Below are 14,515 nucleotides of genomic sequence, written 5' to 3' on the forward strand. Positions count from 1 at the left end.
CGAGATGAATTCTCACTAGACCTTTAAGGTCTCTGAAGGGCCGTCGAAGACTACGACGTTGATAGGCAGGGTGTGTAAGCGTTGTGAGGCGTTGAGCTAACCTGTACTAATTACCCGTGAGGCTTAACCATACAACACCTAAGGGGTGTTGTTGTTCACCTAAACAAGAAATGCTTGTTTGAACTCCAGATTTAAAATCTTATCCTTATCCGAATTGCTAAAGACACCGTTTTTTGCCTGGTGGCAATAGCGTTGTGGAACCACCTGACTCCATGCCGAACTCAGAAGTGAAACGCAACTGCGCCGATGATAGTGTGGGGCTTCCCCATGTGAAAGTAGGTCACTGCCAGGCTCCCAATTCGAAAACCCAGCCTCTCGGCTGGGTTTTTTCGTATTGGGCCCCTGCCAGTGACAGACGTTCACATCAGCCCACAGGGTGGGCCATCCAGCGAGCAGCACAGCTGCCCGCGCTCCGCAGGCTCGAAGCGTTGCTTCTCGAAACCCCTGCTCCTCCCCCATGTGAAAGGCTTCGCGGCGACTGAATAGAGGCGAGTCTGCTTTGCGAATAGGCAGGGATTTTTTGCATTTACGAGTAGGAAGCTGACAGTTCGCAGCCCGCAGGGCGGCTTTTAGCGAATCAGCCAGATGATGCTGAGTATCACAATGATTGCTATGAAAGCCCTAAACACTTTGCGTCTTACTTTTTGGCTTTCTCTGTCTAGATGGTTTCTATTTAATGCAAGAACAGCACTTTTAGCTTGTTCAGACAGTGTACTTTGCCATTCGAAGGGGATCTCCATGCTTTCTAGTCCGGTGGTTACACTGCCTTCATTGGTGTCACTATGTCTGAGCTCTGCGGCGATCTTGTCTAATTTTTCAGGGAGAACTCTCAGTCGAAGCAACTGGATTGCCAGGTAGGTATGAGCCTCTTCCTTAAAGCGTTCGCACTCTTCTGGCAGGTTTAAACAACTCAGACTTTCCTTGAGTACTACACACTTTTCCAGTTGATTGCTTATTTGGGTGACTGCGCGTTCTATCTCTAGTGGTTCTGGCGAACCGTGTTGCTTGGTCAAGATGGTATTGAGGCTTTCGATCTGACTGCTAAATGGTTTGGTTGCGTCATTTAGTTCAGCTTGAGTGTTTCTAATCCAATCGATGGTGTCTTCTTCGCTCATTTTGGCACTGCTTACTATCGGCGCTTGCTGACCGAGTTTGTCTAATTTCTCATATAGTGGCGTTTGCTGGGCGCGCATCAACTCTGCAGTCACTGTATAGCGCCACTCCTTAGGCTTGTCATTTGTGAGAGTGTCTGCGCCATCGCTACTGGGGTTAATTGTTGGTTTCGTCGACGCTCGAGTGGTTTCTTTACTGAAGTCTTGAGGCATATCATTCCCTGAATGCTGTGTAAGTTAGTTGGCCACTGCTCTAACGATAACACTGCTTAACAGTAATTAGTGACTATTCTATTTTCAGTTTGTGGAGTTTATTCAAGGGCGGGGAAGAGCCGGACTAGTGCAGGGGAAAAGTCCGGCTTGTTACAAAAATTAGTTAGACGAGCGCGAGTGCCGCAAGCGGCTAATCTCTCAGCTCTTTACGGAGGATCTTTCCAACTGCAGATTTTGGTAGCTCATCTCTAAATTCGAAGTAGCTTGGCACTTTATAGCCAGTAAGGTGCTTCTTGCAGTGCTTTTTAAGTTCATCCTCACTCACTTCTCCTTGAGTCACTACAAACAGTTTTACTCGCTCACCCGCTACTTTATCGGCAACCGCCACGGCTGCAGCTTCGATGATCTTAGGATGTAGAGTTGCTACGTCTTCGATTTCGCTGGGGTAGACGTTAAACCCAGACACCAGAATCATGTCCTTTTTGCGGTCGACTAGGTAGAAATAGCCATGTTCGTCCATGCGGCCGATGTCGCCGCTGGAGAGCCAGCCGTCGTCGCTGAGTACCGCTTGGGTCTCTAGTTCGTTGTTCCAATAGCCGCGCATCACCTGCGGGCCTTTAATTTGGATCTCGCCGATTTCGCCTATCGGTAGGGTTTGTCCTTCACTGCCCACTACGCGCATTTCGGTAGAGGGGAGCGGTACGCCTACATAGGGGATAAACGATGTTTGGGTATGGATCCCGCCGGCAACTACTGGTGAGCATTCGGTTAGGCCGTAGCCTTCGATTACTGGCATATTGGTCAGTGCTTGCCATTCATTGGCTATCTCGGTTTGGGTGGCCATACCGCCGGCGATGGTGAACTGACATTGGCTAAAGTCCAATGAACGGAACCCCTCATGGCGTAGCAGCGCATTAAACAGGGTATTCAAGCTGTACATCATGGTGAAGGGGTAGCGCTTAAGCTCTTTGACGAAGCTGTCGAGATCGCGAGGATTGGTGATTAGCAAATTCGAAGCACCCATCGACATCATCATCATCAAGCTCACTGAGTTGGCGAAGATATGGTAAAGCGGTAGTGGGGTGACGGCGCGCTCTTGGGCCTTGGCGGTTCTGGGGCCAAAGTGGGCAAACACCTGCAGCACGTTGGCGATGATATTGCGGTGGGTGAGCATGGCGCCTTTCGCTACACCGGTGGTGCCGCCCGTGTATTGCAGATAGGCGAGGTCATCGCTGACAACCTGTGGGCGGGTGTAGCTTAGGCGTTTGCCTTCGGTAAGTGCGCGACGCATCGAGATGGCACCGGGCAAGCTGTACTTGGGCACCATGCGTTTTACGTACTTCACCACAAAGTTCACCAAGGTGCGACGGTGTGGTGCCAGTGAGTCGCCGATGTGGGTGAGGATCACGTGCTTTAGTGAGGTGGTGGTGATGACTTGCTGCAGGTTATTGCCAAAATTGCTGACAGCTACGATGGCCGTTGCGCCTGAATCACGCAGCTGGTGTTGCAGCTCACGCGGGGTATAGAGCGGATTCACATTCACCACCACTAAGCCTGCTCGTAGCGCGCCGAACAAAGCGATAGGGTACTGCAATAGGTTGGGCATCATGATGGCGATACGCTCGCCTTGCTTCATGCCTAGTTGCTGCTGTAGGTAGGCGGAAAAGGCCCGACTTTGCTGCTCGACTTCGCGGTAAGTCAGCTCATGGCCCATGTTCACGAAGGCGGTGTTATCCGCAAACTTGTCGCAACTGCTCTCGAGCAGTTCTAGTAGATTGGCGTAGCGTGAGGTGTCGATGGTGTGGGGAACATCCTCAGGGTAGCTGGCGAACCAAGGGGCATCAGTTGATTGCATAAACGCGTTCTTTTTGCTTTTCACCAAAGGGAGTAAACAATCTAGCGAACTCGCCAATAAATATTAGTGCAAAAGCTCTATTTTGTGACTGCAACGAGGCCTAGCGAGGCAGTTAATACCGACTAGGGCGGATCCAGCGGTGAGAAAATGGACGAAAGTTAATAGTTGTGCGAATTACCACCTATGAACACTTGAATAACAGCAGTCAATACTGTTAACTGTGCGCTTTTCTATCTAAATATAATCATAAATAAGACTAACTATTAAGCAACTACGCTAGGGTTTATCCCGGTGTAGCAGGGAGAGCTGGACTCTTGGCAGACTACAAATCGATTATTGATCTACATCCCAACCCATGTGTTATCCATATCAACTTCAAACCGCTGTATGCAAACCAGGCGTTTGCTGAGTTTAGCGGTTTAGACTCAGTCTCGGAGGTATTGGGCTTAACCAGCCTAAAGCAGCTTTTTGTTGAGGAGCATTGGCCTGAAGCGGATCGTCGTTATCAGCAGGTGATGGATAGCGAACACTCTAGCCAGCCTGAGGTGATTGAACACACGGATATGCAAGGGAATCCTCAACTGGCGGAGATCACCGACGCGTTGGTTTATTGGCAGGGCCAAAAGGCTATGTGTACCTATATCTCAGTGGTGACCGATCGCATCAGGCGTGAGGAGGATCTTCACCGCATGGCGCTGTGTGATGAGCTTACTGGGGTGAGAAATCGCCGTTATCTGCTCAATCAGTTTGAGAACCATCATAAGCCTTATTTGCAGGGGCGCCACTACCTAGCCCTTATCGATTTGGACTACTTCAAGTTGGTGAATGATACATGGGGGCATGTGGTAGGTGATAACCTTCTTAAGCAGGTTGCCCGAGCGCTCTCAGATTTGTTTAACAATCGCCATCAGCTCGTGCGGATAGGCGGGGAGGAGTTTGCGATTATTCTGAGCGCAGATTCCGAGGTTGAGCTGAAAGAGCGACTAACGTTACTGCAAAAAACCATCAGAAATGCCTGTGTGCAGCAGGAGCAGAGAGTGTGTTGCACCGGCTCCATCGGTGTGACCAACTATCTCAGTGGTGATAGCTTTGACGCTATCTTTGAGCGAGCAGATAGGGCGCTCTATCAAGCGAAACATCAAGGGCGCGATCAGGTGGTGTGTAGCTGGGGCAACTGTTTCCCGAGTCAACGATAGGTCAAGCCTGAAGCGCTGACCTTCACATCCTTAAACTCTCGGCTGATAAAGCGTTTTACAAACGATCTCGGTGTGGTGTGCTTCGGCCCTAGTACCACATCGACGATCGGTGACTCACCATCAAGCCCCTGACTGATATCCAGATCGATATAGGGCTTTAGCTCGTGGCGAGTATGAGTAAACTCAAGGTGGCTACGGTTATCGAAGGATGCCCTGCACAACAGCCGCCATTCACGCTCATCCTGAAAGCCGCAGCGCTTGAAGGTGTAGTCGTTGTCTCTTAGTTCACTGAGTAATCGAAATAGCTGCTTGCGCTGGCCCTGATGGCCCTCTTGGTACTCACAGAACATCCCCTCGCTAAACTGACTGAGATAGCGCTCTGCGAGTGCCTGCAGCTTTGCCACTTGCTCTGTCTCTTGATAGATCACCTGGGTGAGCACTACCTCCAGTGCGTTTTCCTGATCGGCATGAAGATTCTGTTGCCAGATATTCTCGACCAGCTTGTCGAGATAGCCGCGGGAGAAGCCGATGGATACGCCATGCCCATCGTCGGCATAGCCACGCCACTGACTGAGCTGGTCGCCGTTTTCCGACAGGCAAAAGCCCAAGGTAAAGGTGGTGTTGTCATAGCGCGAACGCCGCAGTGCATCCTTTAGCACCTGATTAGCATCGGGGTTGATGGCCCGTTCTTTCACTGCGCTGCGTAGCGCGGTTTCGGCCACTCGCCCCTCGGCGCTGTCGTTGGACTGGCGAAGTGACGACAGGCGGATCTTCTTATGGGCGACAATCGCCCTGAATATCTCGGTAGAGCAGTAGTGATATAGGGTGTCCATGCCGTACACAACAGCTAGCGAGTTTCCCCAAGTTTAACGGCGAAACACTGCAGCAAGATTGCAGCGCGAAGTAGCTAGTTCAATACTGTGAATGCGCCCTGCAAACCGCCGATAAGCATCTGCGTGCCGATCACCGCAAGGATCAAGCCCATCAGGCGAGTGATTATCGACAACATGTTCTCACCCAGCACGCGGATAATGCGCGCGCTAAGCAAGAAGCACAGCAGGGTGAGCACGCACAGCACCGCAAAGGCTGCAATGGTGGTAGTTGTATCGTTCCAGCCGCCTGATGCTGAGTAGTTCATGGCGGTAGCAATAGTACCCGGGCCTGCTAACAGCGGCACGGCAAGAGGGGAGACTGCGATATCGCCTTGTTCCGCCTGTTCACCCTTGTGCAGTTTCGAGCCCGAGCCGTGCAGCATGTGATAGCCAATCACAAACACCAGGATCCCACCGGTAATACGCAGCGCGGGTAGGGTGATACCGAACAGATGAAAGATACTCTTACCCAGCAAGGCAAACAGCGTGACGATCACAAAGGTGATGAGCAAGGAGCGAACTGCAACAGTGCGCTTTTGCGCTGGCTCGAGCTCACTGGTCACACCGGCAAAGGCGGCGGTATTGGCGATAGGGTTCATAATCGCGAAGAAGGCCATAAATACGCTAATAGCGTGCTCTAGTCCGGTCACTGGTTCATCCTTGTGTTGTTAACCGGGAGTGGGTTTACCCAGTTTTACATAAGCCAAACGTTACTTGAATATCTCAGGGGTAAAATCGCCTCAACTTAAGCTATTTGAGGTCGCAACGATGTCGACTATTGCCAAGACCGTGGTTTCGTCACTATTGATTGCACTGGTCGCAATCCCCGCCCCAGTCGAGGCGCACCCAAAACGTAGACCCGGCAAGAAAGTGGTGGTGGTTACCCCGAAGTACCGACCCGCGAAACCGATATATGGGCCGCATTGGCGACGCAGTTACCATCGCCATCATCTACCGTCGGTGGCAACCTTTGCGGTGATCTCCGGTGTTACCTACGCCATTGTGAACAATCACTACTATCGGGCGCAGGGGAATACCTATGTCTATGTGCAGCAGTCCCCGGTAACAGCGCCTAATACAGTGGTGGTGAACACGCCAGCAGCCCCTGCTACTGGCTCAGGCCTGCCAGAGGGTACCTTGGTTGAAGTGCTGCCGGAGTCCACCGCCACGGTGTTGGTAAACGGTGTGACCTACTACGTTGATGGCGCGGTATGGTATGCGCCTATCGAGGGCTCTCACCGTTTTGTGGTGGTTGCCCCGCAATTGTAAGCGCTCAGATCAACTGTTCCAGTTGGCTGGCTGCGCTCTCAACGAAATCAGGGCAGCGAGTAACGAACATGCGCTGCTCGATAGCCGCTGCCAAGCCTGAGTCAGTGGTGATATCGACGCCCAACAGCTCAGAGCAATCAAGGCTGCCATGGGTCGCGATAAAGCCTTGATAGAAGGCTTCTCGCATGCCCTCAGCGCGTCTGTCCGCTTGGCTATCGCTGGTTTGTCTGCTGCCATACCTCAGACCGAGTACCATTAGCGCAGCGGTGACCGCGCCGCAGGTTTGAGCGCGCCCCATTCCGCCTGCAAACAAGTTCCCCAAGGCGCGTGCCTGTAGCGGCTCAATCCCTAACGCTGGCGCATAGCTTTCCATAATGGCCTTGGAGCAGTTCATATGTTTGAGGAAGCGATCGCGTGCGAACTTGGGGCAGTGAGCGCTACAGCCATCGCCGCTAAAGGCAAGGGGGGTTGTGGTGAGCAGTAATCCTGCGCTGGCGGTGAACAATTTCAGGGCGCGTCTTCGCGCTTGGTCGATGGAGTGATCTGGCTGTGACATGGTCATGCTCCGAGTGTTGGCCTGGTTAACGGAACCAAGGTTCAGTGTATACCTAGGTGCTGGTCTGAATCTGTGCATAAATTGCTGATTTACAAAGATGTTATTACGTATTTCTCGCATCAACCGTTGATTGTGAATCCACTGACCTAGTAGATGGCTATGTCAGCATTTTTCGATGAGGGGGCTGGCGCTTTGTGATAGGCTTGCCGCACTTGTGAGCTGAGGGCGTTATGCGGCTAGTCTTAAACATTTTTTCTGTATTACTGGGTGTCTCTTCACTGTCTTTGCATGCCGAAGAGGGCGATGCGGATCAGTCTCGCTTTGCGGTTGCCCCGTTTGTAATGTCATCTTCAAGCATGGGGCTTGCCGGCGGTCTGGCGGTGTCGGCTCAGGGGTATGGGCAGTCACAGGGGCAGATCCTTGGGGTGGGTCTGTTGTCCGATAATAATTCGCACCTTACCTATTTAGGTGTCTATAACTATCGTATTCCGAATACCTCTCGCTGGTATGTTGAGAGTGAACTGCTGCACGGTCTGTACCGCGAAGACTCGGTATATGTCGAAGGGGCCGATGGCTTTGACTCGCCCAGTGGCAGCCACAACTCAGACAAGAACAACTTTGTTGAAGGTAAACATACCCAGCATGATTACCGCATCGGCTTTCGCTATGTCTTCCCTTGGGGGCGAGGTGCCGATGACTATCAGCCTGCGCCAGTGGAGATGCAAGACGGCTTGCCCGGTTATGGCAGTGGCGATGTTGCCCCACCACCGCTAGTGAGCATGGTGATCTCGCCCTTTTACAAATCCCGTGAGGTGGAGAATGCGGCTGAGCCCTATCGCGATACGCGCAGCCAGGGGCTTAAGCTGGGGCTTGACTATGATAGCCGTGACTTTCAGCCCTCCCCGAGTCGTGGCCAGCGCTTTACCTTGGATGTGACCCGCGACTTTGGCGGCTCACATCGCAATGGCTTTACCAAAGTGGAAGGGCAGTACAGCCACTATCTGAATCTGGGGCCCGGCTTTGGCAGCAAGCAAAACGTGCTGGCGATGACCGGCTACCTGTCTGATATTCCTACCTGGGACAAAGATAACCCTGAGGCTAACGCGCCTTGGTATGAGCAAAGCTCAGTGGGAACCTGGCGACGCTTACGTGGCTACTCGGGCACCCGCTTCCATGACCGTAGTGCGGTGTTCTATGGCGCCGAGCTGCGGATGATTCCTAACTGGCAGCCGCAAGGTGGTATCCCACTTATCAAGCTCTATAACATTCCTTGGTGGCAGTTTGCGGTATTCGGCGAAGTGGGCCGGGTGCACGATGAGCTCGACCTTGCCGAGCTGCACAGCGATATGAACTGGTCAGCCGGCTTCGGTATGCGAGTGTTTATCGAGCAGGTGGTGGCACGTATCGATATGGCCTACAGCGACGAAGGCAGCGAGCTGTGGGTGGTGGTCACCCAAGCCTTCTAATCCTAACGCTTAAGCTCACTTCTTCACAAAGCGCTTCTGGGCTTCCTCACAATGCGCTGCGAAGCTACTCCTCAAAACTACTCCTCAAAACTATGGGTCTGGTAGCGCCAGGCTTGCATGTTGTGGGGCCATTGTGGCCCCTGCCAACCGCCTTTCTTCAGCAAGGCAGAAATAAACGCCTCCTTCTCCGGAAGGGTACGCCATACGCTGGGCAAAAAGGTCGAGCGATGGCGGCCTTCTTTTATCAGAACGCCATCGATGTTGGGCCTAAGTTGATTTAGCAAGCTTTGTTTCGAGCTGGCTTCGACCGGATGCAGCTCGCTTAGCAGCGACACGCGAATGTTCACCTTGGGCAGTTCACTCTCGGTGAGTGGAGCAAAGCGAGGGTCTTTGAATGCCGCCGACTTGGCAAACTTCACCAGCTGTTCGGGTAGGGCTTGCTCGGGTTCGATGCAGCCAATGCAGCCACGCAGTTGGCCATCTAGGTGCAGGGTAATAAAGCAGCCGCGATGGGCGCTGCCAAGGTCGACCTCTGGCAGAGGGAGTGAAGGCTGCCAGTGCTGGGCGATGGCGCTGCGCACCAAGCTTAAAATAGCCAGCTCTTGGTCGAGTTCAATGAAATGTAAAGGCGCTGTATCCGACGACTCGAGATTGATCATTATTCACCTTAGCTGATGTGTCATAGGCCCGAAGTTCGGGGGTAAGTTGCAGCGGCTTGGCCCAGTCAATACAGGCGTTGATGCCTTGGTAACCACAGGCCTGGTCACCGCTGAGTTCAGAACGAAGAGCGAGAATTTGCTTTATCGACTGGGAGTCTTTTTGCTCCGCCTGTTGCTGATTGAGGAAGTGGCTCATATCGCTGCTGATCACCACCAAAAAACGTTTATCGACACTGCTTAGCAGCTCTTGCAGCGGCGCAGTGCCGTCTTGGCCGACCAGCACCGGCAGCAGCTCAAACTGGTCTAAGTGACTTTGCAGATAGGGGCAAATCACTTCCAGACAGTGTTCGGCGGCGTGGGCTCTATCGTTAATTGAGACGCTACGGTCACTGCGCAGCTTAACCAACGGAATGCGCCCCAGTGGCGTGGTAAAAAAATCAGCGCTGGATAGGGCTAAGCCGCGAAAGGGCGTGCGATGGGCCGGGCCGACCAGCAAAATCTTAGAGACCTCTTTGCGGATATGGCGCAGTGCATGGGCTGCGATGCGCGCGCAATAGATATGGCCGGCATGGGGGAGAATAACCGCCCGTAGCGAAGGTATTGGCTGCGCGCTGAGGTCGAGATCATGTTTGAGTTGTTGGAGCAGTTGTGCCTTGTCTGCTGGGTAAAACATTCCGGCTACAGCTGCGGGTCTTACTCGCATAAAGGGCTACTCCCAGTGACTTCCCTACTAAGATAATAGAGTAAAAACTGAGTACTGGTAGGCAGATGGCGATAGTCAGCGGACGCTTTTGGCAGAAGATGGATGACGGACGAGTGCTCTGTGAACTGTGTCCGCGCTTTTGCCAGTTGCGCGAGGGCAAGCGCGGTGCCTGCTTTGTCAGGCAGGCGCTAGAGGGCGAGATCAAGCTGGTGAGTTATGGGCGCAGCAGCGGGTTTTGCGTTGACCCCATAGAGAAAAAACCGCTCAATCATTTTTATCCGGGCACACCGGTGCTGTCGTTTGGCACAGCCGGCTGCAACCTTAGCTGCAAGTTCTGCCAGAACTGGAGTATCAGTAAATCCCGGCAGCTGGACACCTTAGCCAGTGAGGCCAGTCCTGAGGCGATTGCCGCAACGGCACAGCGCTATGATTGTCGCAGCGTGGCGTTTACCTATAACGATCCGGTTATCTTCTATGAGTACGCGCGCGATGTAGCACAAGCATGCCATGAGCGGCGCATCAACACGGTGGCAGTCACCGCGGGTTATATCAGCGACCAAGCGCGCGCTGCGTTTTTTGAGGATATCGATGCGGTGAATGTCGATCTGAAAGCCTTTAGCTACCGCTTCTACCGTCGACTGTGTGCCGGCGAGCTTGCCCCGGTGCTCGATACCCTTAAGTACCTCTACCACGAGAGCAACTGTTGGCTGGAGATTACTACCTTGCTGATCCCTGGGGAGAACGACAGCGATCAAGAGCTGCATGCGATGTGCCAGTGGTTGGTCGCCCAGCTAGGCGCTGATGTTCCTCTGCACTTTAGCGCCTTCCACCCGGATTTTAAGATGGATACAACGCCAGCTACCCCCGCAGCCACCTTGCTCCGCGCCCGTGATATCGCCAAAGCCGAAGGGTTACAGCATGTTTATGTGGGTAACGTTCACCACCCATCGGCCTGCTCCACCTACTGCCACCACTGCGGCGAGCTGTTGATTGAACGTGATTGGTATCAGCTTGGCAAATGGCATGTAAACCGGGGCTGCTGTGAGCACTGTGGAACCCCACTTGCTGGGCATTTTGACCGCTCTCCCGGTAGCTGGGGGCGCAAGCGGCTGCCACTGAAGATCTAGCTCACCTATGGTAATGATTCATTGCTCAATAAAGTACTGGTGCTCACAGCTCCCGTTGAAACGCCCATGAAATCACCGTCTCCAATCTCGCCGCCACAAAAGCGCCTCTAGTATACAAAGTGCGCTCATTTGGGAGCGCTCTATTTTCTGATCAACACCTGTTACATCAACACCCCGTCGGATTCTATTTGCCCATGCGCGAATAAATAGACTTACACGGCACCTGAAGGCAACTGGAACCGCTGATGACTATTGCTAAGGAGCAGCTATGAAGAGCAACATCCAACTACCTTTATCCTCCCCCTCGACGTTAATTTCGCGTTTTGCCCACAGCCGATTGGCCGCCGGCATCTGTGGCTTAATGCTCGCCACAACGGTCGATGCAGGTTTTACCACATCAGGTACCCAGCTATTAGATGCCAATGGTCACGCGGTGGTGATGCGCGGGGTAAACCACGCCCACGCTTGGTATAACTACCGGCAAGGGGCGTTTCGCGATATCGCTGAGCTGGGGGCGAACACTGTTCGGGTGGTGCTAAGTGACGGCCAGCAGTTTGCCAAGAACGAGGCCGAGGATGTGGCCAAGGTTGTGCAGATGTGTAAGCTCAATCGTTTGGTATGTCTGCTGGAGGTGCATGATGTGACTGGCTCCGGCGAGAAGCCCGAGGCTGGCGATATGCAGGTAACCGCCCAGTACTGGCTAGAGTTGGCTGATGTGCTCAAGGGCGAGGAAGACTATGTGATTATCAATATCGCTAACGAGCCGTTTGGCAACAATGTTCCTGCTTCCACCTATGTTGAAGAACATCAACTGGCGATTCAAACCCTGCGCGATGCAGGCTTTACCCACACCTTAATGGTCGATGCCGCCAACTGGGGGCAAGATTGGCAGGAGATCATGCTCGAGCATGCCTCTGATATCGCCGCAGCCGATAGTCTGAGCAACATCATGTTCAGTGTGCATATGTATCAGGTCTATCCCAATCGCGAGAAGATCGAGGGCTATGTTTCGCGCTTTCTAAATACCCATAACCTGCCGCTGATCGTTGGGGAGTTCGGTCCGAACCATCAGGGCGAAGAGGTGGACGAAGATGCCATTTTAGCTGTCGCCGAGGAGTATCAGATAGGCTACCTCGGATGGTCTTGGTCGGGGAATACTGCGCCGGGCACCTTTGATCTGGATATGACGGTCAACTTCGACCCAGAGCAGCTCACGCCTTGGGGAGAGCGCCTGTTTGACGGCCCTAATGGGATTAAAGAGACCTCCATCTTAGCCTCTGTCTACGACGGGCAAGAGCTGCCCGAGTACCAGTACTGCGATTACTACGGCACGGTGATCCCCATTTGCTTGTACGAAGATGGCGGGCATGGCCAAGAGAACGGCGCAAACTGTGTCGGCCTGACGCTGTGCCAGTCGGTACCTGAGGGTTCGGGTGGCGTTATTGGCGATGGCGGAAATGGTGGCGACGGCGGCGATGGTGGCGACAACGGAAACGGCGGAGACAACGGAGACAACGGAGGCGGCGATAATGGCAGCGGTGGTGACAACGGCGGCGATAACGGTGGAGGCACTACACCCGCCCCTCAAGGTGCCTGTCAGTACACCGTGAAGAACAGCTGGCAAGGCGGGTTTGAAGCTGCCATCAGCATTAGTAACACAGGAGATGCGGCCATTGAAGGCTGGAGTGTCGCTTGGACCTATCTCGATGGCAGCGCGGTAAGCAGCCTGTGGAATGCCAATGCAACACTGGGGGAGACTAACCAAGCCAGTGCACTGGAGTGGAACAAACTTATCGCCGTGGGCGGCAGTGTTGAGTTTGGGTTCACCGGTGTGGGCAAGGGAGAGCAAGTACAGCTCTCTGGTGAACTCTGCGAATAATTCGCTGAGTCATTCGCCGAGTAGTTTGCCCAGTAACTCGAAATAGTAAGGCGGCTAAGCCGCCTTATTCTGTTTTACGTCTAAAACGGCGCCGGATAGCGCTTAAATACTGCAGCAATGGCCTCTTGGGCATCTACGTTTAGCTCGAGCTTAAAGGCGTCCATATCTTCTTTGAGTTGACTCATCGATGTGGCACCAATAATGGTAGAGCACACACCGTCGACCTTGTCACACCAAGCCAGGGCCAACTGCGCGGCTGTCATGCCATGCTGCTGGGCAATGTTCTGGTACTCGCGTACTGCGGCTTCCACCTCTGGGGTGTCGCGGAACAGGCCATTGCGCTGGGCAATGCTCCAACGGCTGCCCTCTGGGCGAGCGCCACCTAAGTATTTACCGCTGAGCACGCCGCCAGCCAGTGGCGACCACGGCAGGTAGGCCACGTCTTGATGAATACAGGTTTCGATAAGGTAGGGCCAGTCTTTGGCATGCAGCAGGCTGAACTCGTTCTGGATGGAAACCATGCGCGGCAGCGAGTGCTGTTCGCTTAAGCGCAGATACTGCTCGATGCCCCACGGGGTGTCGTCCGACAAACCGCAGAAGCGGATCTTACCGGCTTTCACACACTCCTGAAGCCCTTGCAGGATATCCAGCATTCCCTCGGTTTGCTGGGCGGCATCGCTGTCGCTCAGGCGGAAGTGCCCAGGATGATGTTTGCCAAAGTGCGGGGTGGTGCGGTTTGGCCAGTGCAGTTGATACAGGTCGATGTAATCGGTTTGCAGGCGCTTAAGCGAGGCATCTACCGAGGCTATAACCGCTTCGCCGGTAATTGGTCCTGCATCGCGAACCCATGGCAGGCCTGCGCCAGCGATTTTGGTGGCAAGGACTATGTCTTTACGACGCTCAGGGTTGGCCGCTAAGTAGTTACCGATGATCTCCTCGGTTTTACCGTAGGTCTCGGCGCTCGGTGGTACTGCGTACATCTCCGCGGTATCGATAAAGTTCACGCCTTCAGAGAGGGCGTAGTCAATCTGCTGATCGGCATCTTGCTGATTGTTCTGCTTACCCCAGGTCATCGAGCCCAGGCACACACGAGAGACGCTAAGTTCACTGCTACCAAGCTTTGAATATTGCATGTGAATTCCATTTATTGGTGCGACAAGCCACGAAGATAACGTGAATTGGGATGGGACTCCAGCGCTTAGCTATCCGACGTTATCCTCAACAGTCGACTAGGAATATAGGTTGGGGTCTTGCCCCCCCCCATTATCATTCAACGGATTTTCAGGTCTTTTTTGATAACTAACGCAATTTATACATTTACCAATTGTGCGATACTGGCTGACCAATGTTGAAAGAAATGCTGCAGCGCCATTCCTTTTTGCGTTGAGTCGCATACCCCTGCACTTGCCTTTTGCTGTATATACTGCTTGAGGTTGCTCAGTGATACACCCGTGCTAGGGAAGGTGCGATTAAGTCCCTGATGTGAGATCATAGGCATAAGGATATCAACAAGGACGTGCATCCATGACTCACCAGTTAACCTTCGCC

General features: G+C 53.3%; 14 protein-coding genes and 2 rRNA genes. 7 read left to right on the top strand and 9 right to left on the bottom strand.

The window, feature by feature from the left end:
- Both G462_RS0119035 and rrf read left to right on the top strand, forming a co-directional pair.
- Positions 1–131 (top strand): 23S ribosomal RNA (locus G462_RS0119035); the annotation flags it as partial.
- Positions 132–236: 105 nt separating this feature from the next.
- Positions 237–352: ribosomal RNA gene (gene rrf / locus G462_RS0119040) — 5S ribosomal RNA — on the top strand.
- 277 nt (positions 353–629) lie between these two features.
- On the opposite strand, the gene G462_RS0119045 is transcribed toward rrf, so the two are convergent.
- Positions 630–1,385 carry a hypothetical protein gene (locus G462_RS0119045; RefSeq protein ID WP_026960400.1) on the bottom strand — a complete coding sequence of 252 codons (756 nt, stop codon included), beginning with the start codon at positions 1,383–1,385 and terminating at the stop codon, positions 630–632.
- A 190-nt stretch (positions 1,386–1,575) separates the two neighbouring features.
- On the bottom strand, positions 1,576–3,240 hold the full coding sequence (locus G462_RS0119050; RefSeq protein ID WP_026960401.1) for an AMP-binding protein: 1,665 nt from the start codon (positions 3,238–3,240) through the stop codon (positions 1,576–1,578).
- 314 nt (positions 3,241–3,554) lie between these two features.
- Here G462_RS0119050 and G462_RS0119055 point away from each other — a divergent pair, with 314 nt between their 5' ends.
- Positions 3,555–4,436: a GGDEF domain-containing protein gene (locus G462_RS0119055; RefSeq protein WP_026960402.1), complete on the top strand. Its 882-nt coding sequence runs from the start codon at positions 3,555–3,557 to the stop codon at positions 4,434–4,436.
- Here the strand turns inward: G462_RS0119055 and G462_RS0119060 are convergent.
- Complete coding sequence (locus tag G462_RS0119060; protein WP_026960403.1) at positions 4,427–5,269, bottom strand: DUF2971 domain-containing protein; 843 nt, start codon at positions 5,267–5,269, stop codon at positions 4,427–4,429. The genes G462_RS0119055 and G462_RS0119060 overlap by 10 nt on opposite strands.
- A gap of 74 nt (positions 5,270–5,343) precedes the next feature.
- Positions 5,344–5,958 carry a MarC family protein gene (locus tag G462_RS0119065; protein ID WP_026960404.1) on the bottom strand — a complete coding sequence of 205 codons (615 nt, stop codon included), beginning with the start codon at positions 5,956–5,958 and terminating at the stop codon, positions 5,344–5,346.
- 118 nt (positions 5,959–6,076) lie between these two features.
- Here G462_RS0119065 and G462_RS24595 point away from each other — a divergent pair, with 118 nt between their 5' ends.
- Positions 6,077–6,577 (top strand): hypothetical protein, encoded by a 501-nt coding sequence (locus G462_RS24595; RefSeq protein ID WP_026960405.1) that lies wholly within the window; start codon positions 6,077–6,079, stop codon positions 6,575–6,577.
- A gap of 4 nt (positions 6,578–6,581) precedes the next feature.
- On the opposite strand, the gene G462_RS23420 is transcribed toward G462_RS24595, so the two are convergent.
- Positions 6,582–7,133, bottom strand: a complete 552-nt coding sequence (locus G462_RS23420; RefSeq protein WP_051326869.1) for a C-GCAxxG-C-C family protein — start codon at positions 7,131–7,133, stop codon at positions 6,582–6,584.
- Positions 7,134–7,363: 230 nt separating this feature from the next.
- Here G462_RS23420 and G462_RS0119080 point away from each other — a divergent pair, with 230 nt between their 5' ends.
- Positions 7,364–8,599, top strand: a complete 1,236-nt coding sequence (locus G462_RS0119080; RefSeq protein ID WP_157378684.1) for a BamA/TamA family outer membrane protein — start codon at positions 7,364–7,366, stop codon at positions 8,597–8,599.
- Between the two features lie 77 nt (positions 8,600–8,676).
- Here the strand turns inward: G462_RS0119080 and amrA are convergent, their stop codons facing one another.
- Both amrA and amrB read right to left on the bottom strand, forming a co-directional pair.
- Positions 8,677–9,258, bottom strand: a complete 582-nt coding sequence (gene amrA / locus G462_RS23425; RefSeq protein ID WP_051326870.1) for an AmmeMemoRadiSam system protein A — start codon at positions 9,256–9,258, stop codon at positions 8,677–8,679.
- Positions 9,212–9,931: an AmmeMemoRadiSam system protein B gene (amrB, locus tag G462_RS0119090; RefSeq protein WP_169720196.1), complete on the bottom strand. Its 720-nt coding sequence runs from the start codon at positions 9,929–9,931 to the stop codon at positions 9,212–9,214. The genes amrA and amrB overlap by 47 nt, the downstream gene beginning before the upstream one ends.
- 95 nt (positions 9,932–10,026) lie before the next feature.
- Here amrB and amrS point away from each other — a divergent pair, with 95 nt between their 5' ends.
- Together amrS and G462_RS0119100 are read left to right on the top strand one after the other, a co-directional pair.
- On the top strand, positions 10,027–11,088 hold the full coding sequence (gene amrS / locus G462_RS0119095) for an AmmeMemoRadiSam system radical SAM enzyme (RefSeq protein ID WP_026960408.1): 1,062 nt from the start codon (positions 10,027–10,029) through the stop codon (positions 11,086–11,088).
- Positions 11,089–11,356: 268 nt separating this feature from the next.
- On the top strand, positions 11,357–12,967 hold the full coding sequence (locus G462_RS0119100) for a cellulase family glycosylhydrolase (protein WP_035478384.1): 1,611 nt from the start codon (positions 11,357–11,359) through the stop codon (positions 12,965–12,967).
- An 80-nt stretch (positions 12,968–13,047) separates the two neighbouring features.
- Here the strand turns inward: G462_RS0119100 and G462_RS0119105 are convergent, their stop codons facing one another.
- Positions 13,048–14,100: an aldo/keto reductase gene (locus tag G462_RS0119105; protein ID WP_026960410.1), complete on the bottom strand. Its 1,053-nt coding sequence runs from the start codon at positions 14,098–14,100 to the stop codon at positions 13,048–13,050.
- A gap of 176 nt (positions 14,101–14,276) precedes the next feature.
- A partial coding sequence (locus G462_RS24835; RefSeq protein ID WP_211234243.1) for a hypothetical protein occupies positions 14,277–14,515 on the bottom strand: 239 nt, incomplete at its 5' end.

Source organism: Aliagarivorans taiwanensis DSM 22990 (assembly GCF_000429505.1).
Lineage (GTDB): Bacteria > Pseudomonadota > Gammaproteobacteria > Enterobacterales > Celerinatantimonadaceae > Aliagarivorans > Aliagarivorans taiwanensis.

Excerpts from the sequence above, each read along its gene's own strand:
- G462_RS0119045 (WP_026960400.1), bottom strand. The coding sequence starts at position 1,385 with ATGCCTCAAGACTTCAGTAAAGAAACCACTCGAGCGTCGACGAAACCA.
- G462_RS0119050 (WP_026960401.1), bottom strand. The coding sequence starts at position 3,240 with ATGCAATCAACTGATGCCCCTTGGTTCGCCAGCTACCCTGAGGATGTT.
- G462_RS0119060 (WP_026960403.1), bottom strand. The coding sequence starts at position 5,269 with ATGGACACCCTATATCACTACTGCTCTACCGAGATATTCAGGGCGATT.
- G462_RS24595 (WP_026960405.1), top strand. The coding sequence starts at position 6,077 with ATGTCGACTATTGCCAAGACCGTGGTTTCGTCACTATTGATTGCACTG.
- G462_RS23420 (WP_051326869.1), bottom strand. The coding sequence starts at position 7,133 with ATGTCACAGCCAGATCACTCCATCGACCAAGCGCGAAGACGCGCCCTG.
- G462_RS0119080 (WP_157378684.1), top strand. The coding sequence starts at position 7,364 with ATGCGGCTAGTCTTAAACATTTTTTCTGTATTACTGGGTGTCTCTTCA.
- amrA (WP_051326870.1), bottom strand. The coding sequence starts at position 9,258 with ATGATCAATCTCGAGTCGTCGGATACAGCGCCTTTACATTTCATTGAA.
- amrB (WP_169720196.1), bottom strand. The coding sequence starts at position 9,931 with ATGTTTTACCCAGCAGACAAGGCACAACTGCTCCAACAACTCAAACAT.
- amrS (WP_026960408.1), top strand. The coding sequence starts at position 10,027 with ATGGCGATAGTCAGCGGACGCTTTTGGCAGAAGATGGATGACGGACGA.
- G462_RS0119100 (WP_035478384.1), top strand. The coding sequence starts at position 11,357 with ATGAAGAGCAACATCCAACTACCTTTATCCTCCCCCTCGACGTTAATT.
- G462_RS0119105 (WP_026960410.1), bottom strand. The coding sequence starts at position 14,100 with ATGCAATATTCAAAGCTTGGTAGCAGTGAACTTAGCGTCTCTCGTGTG.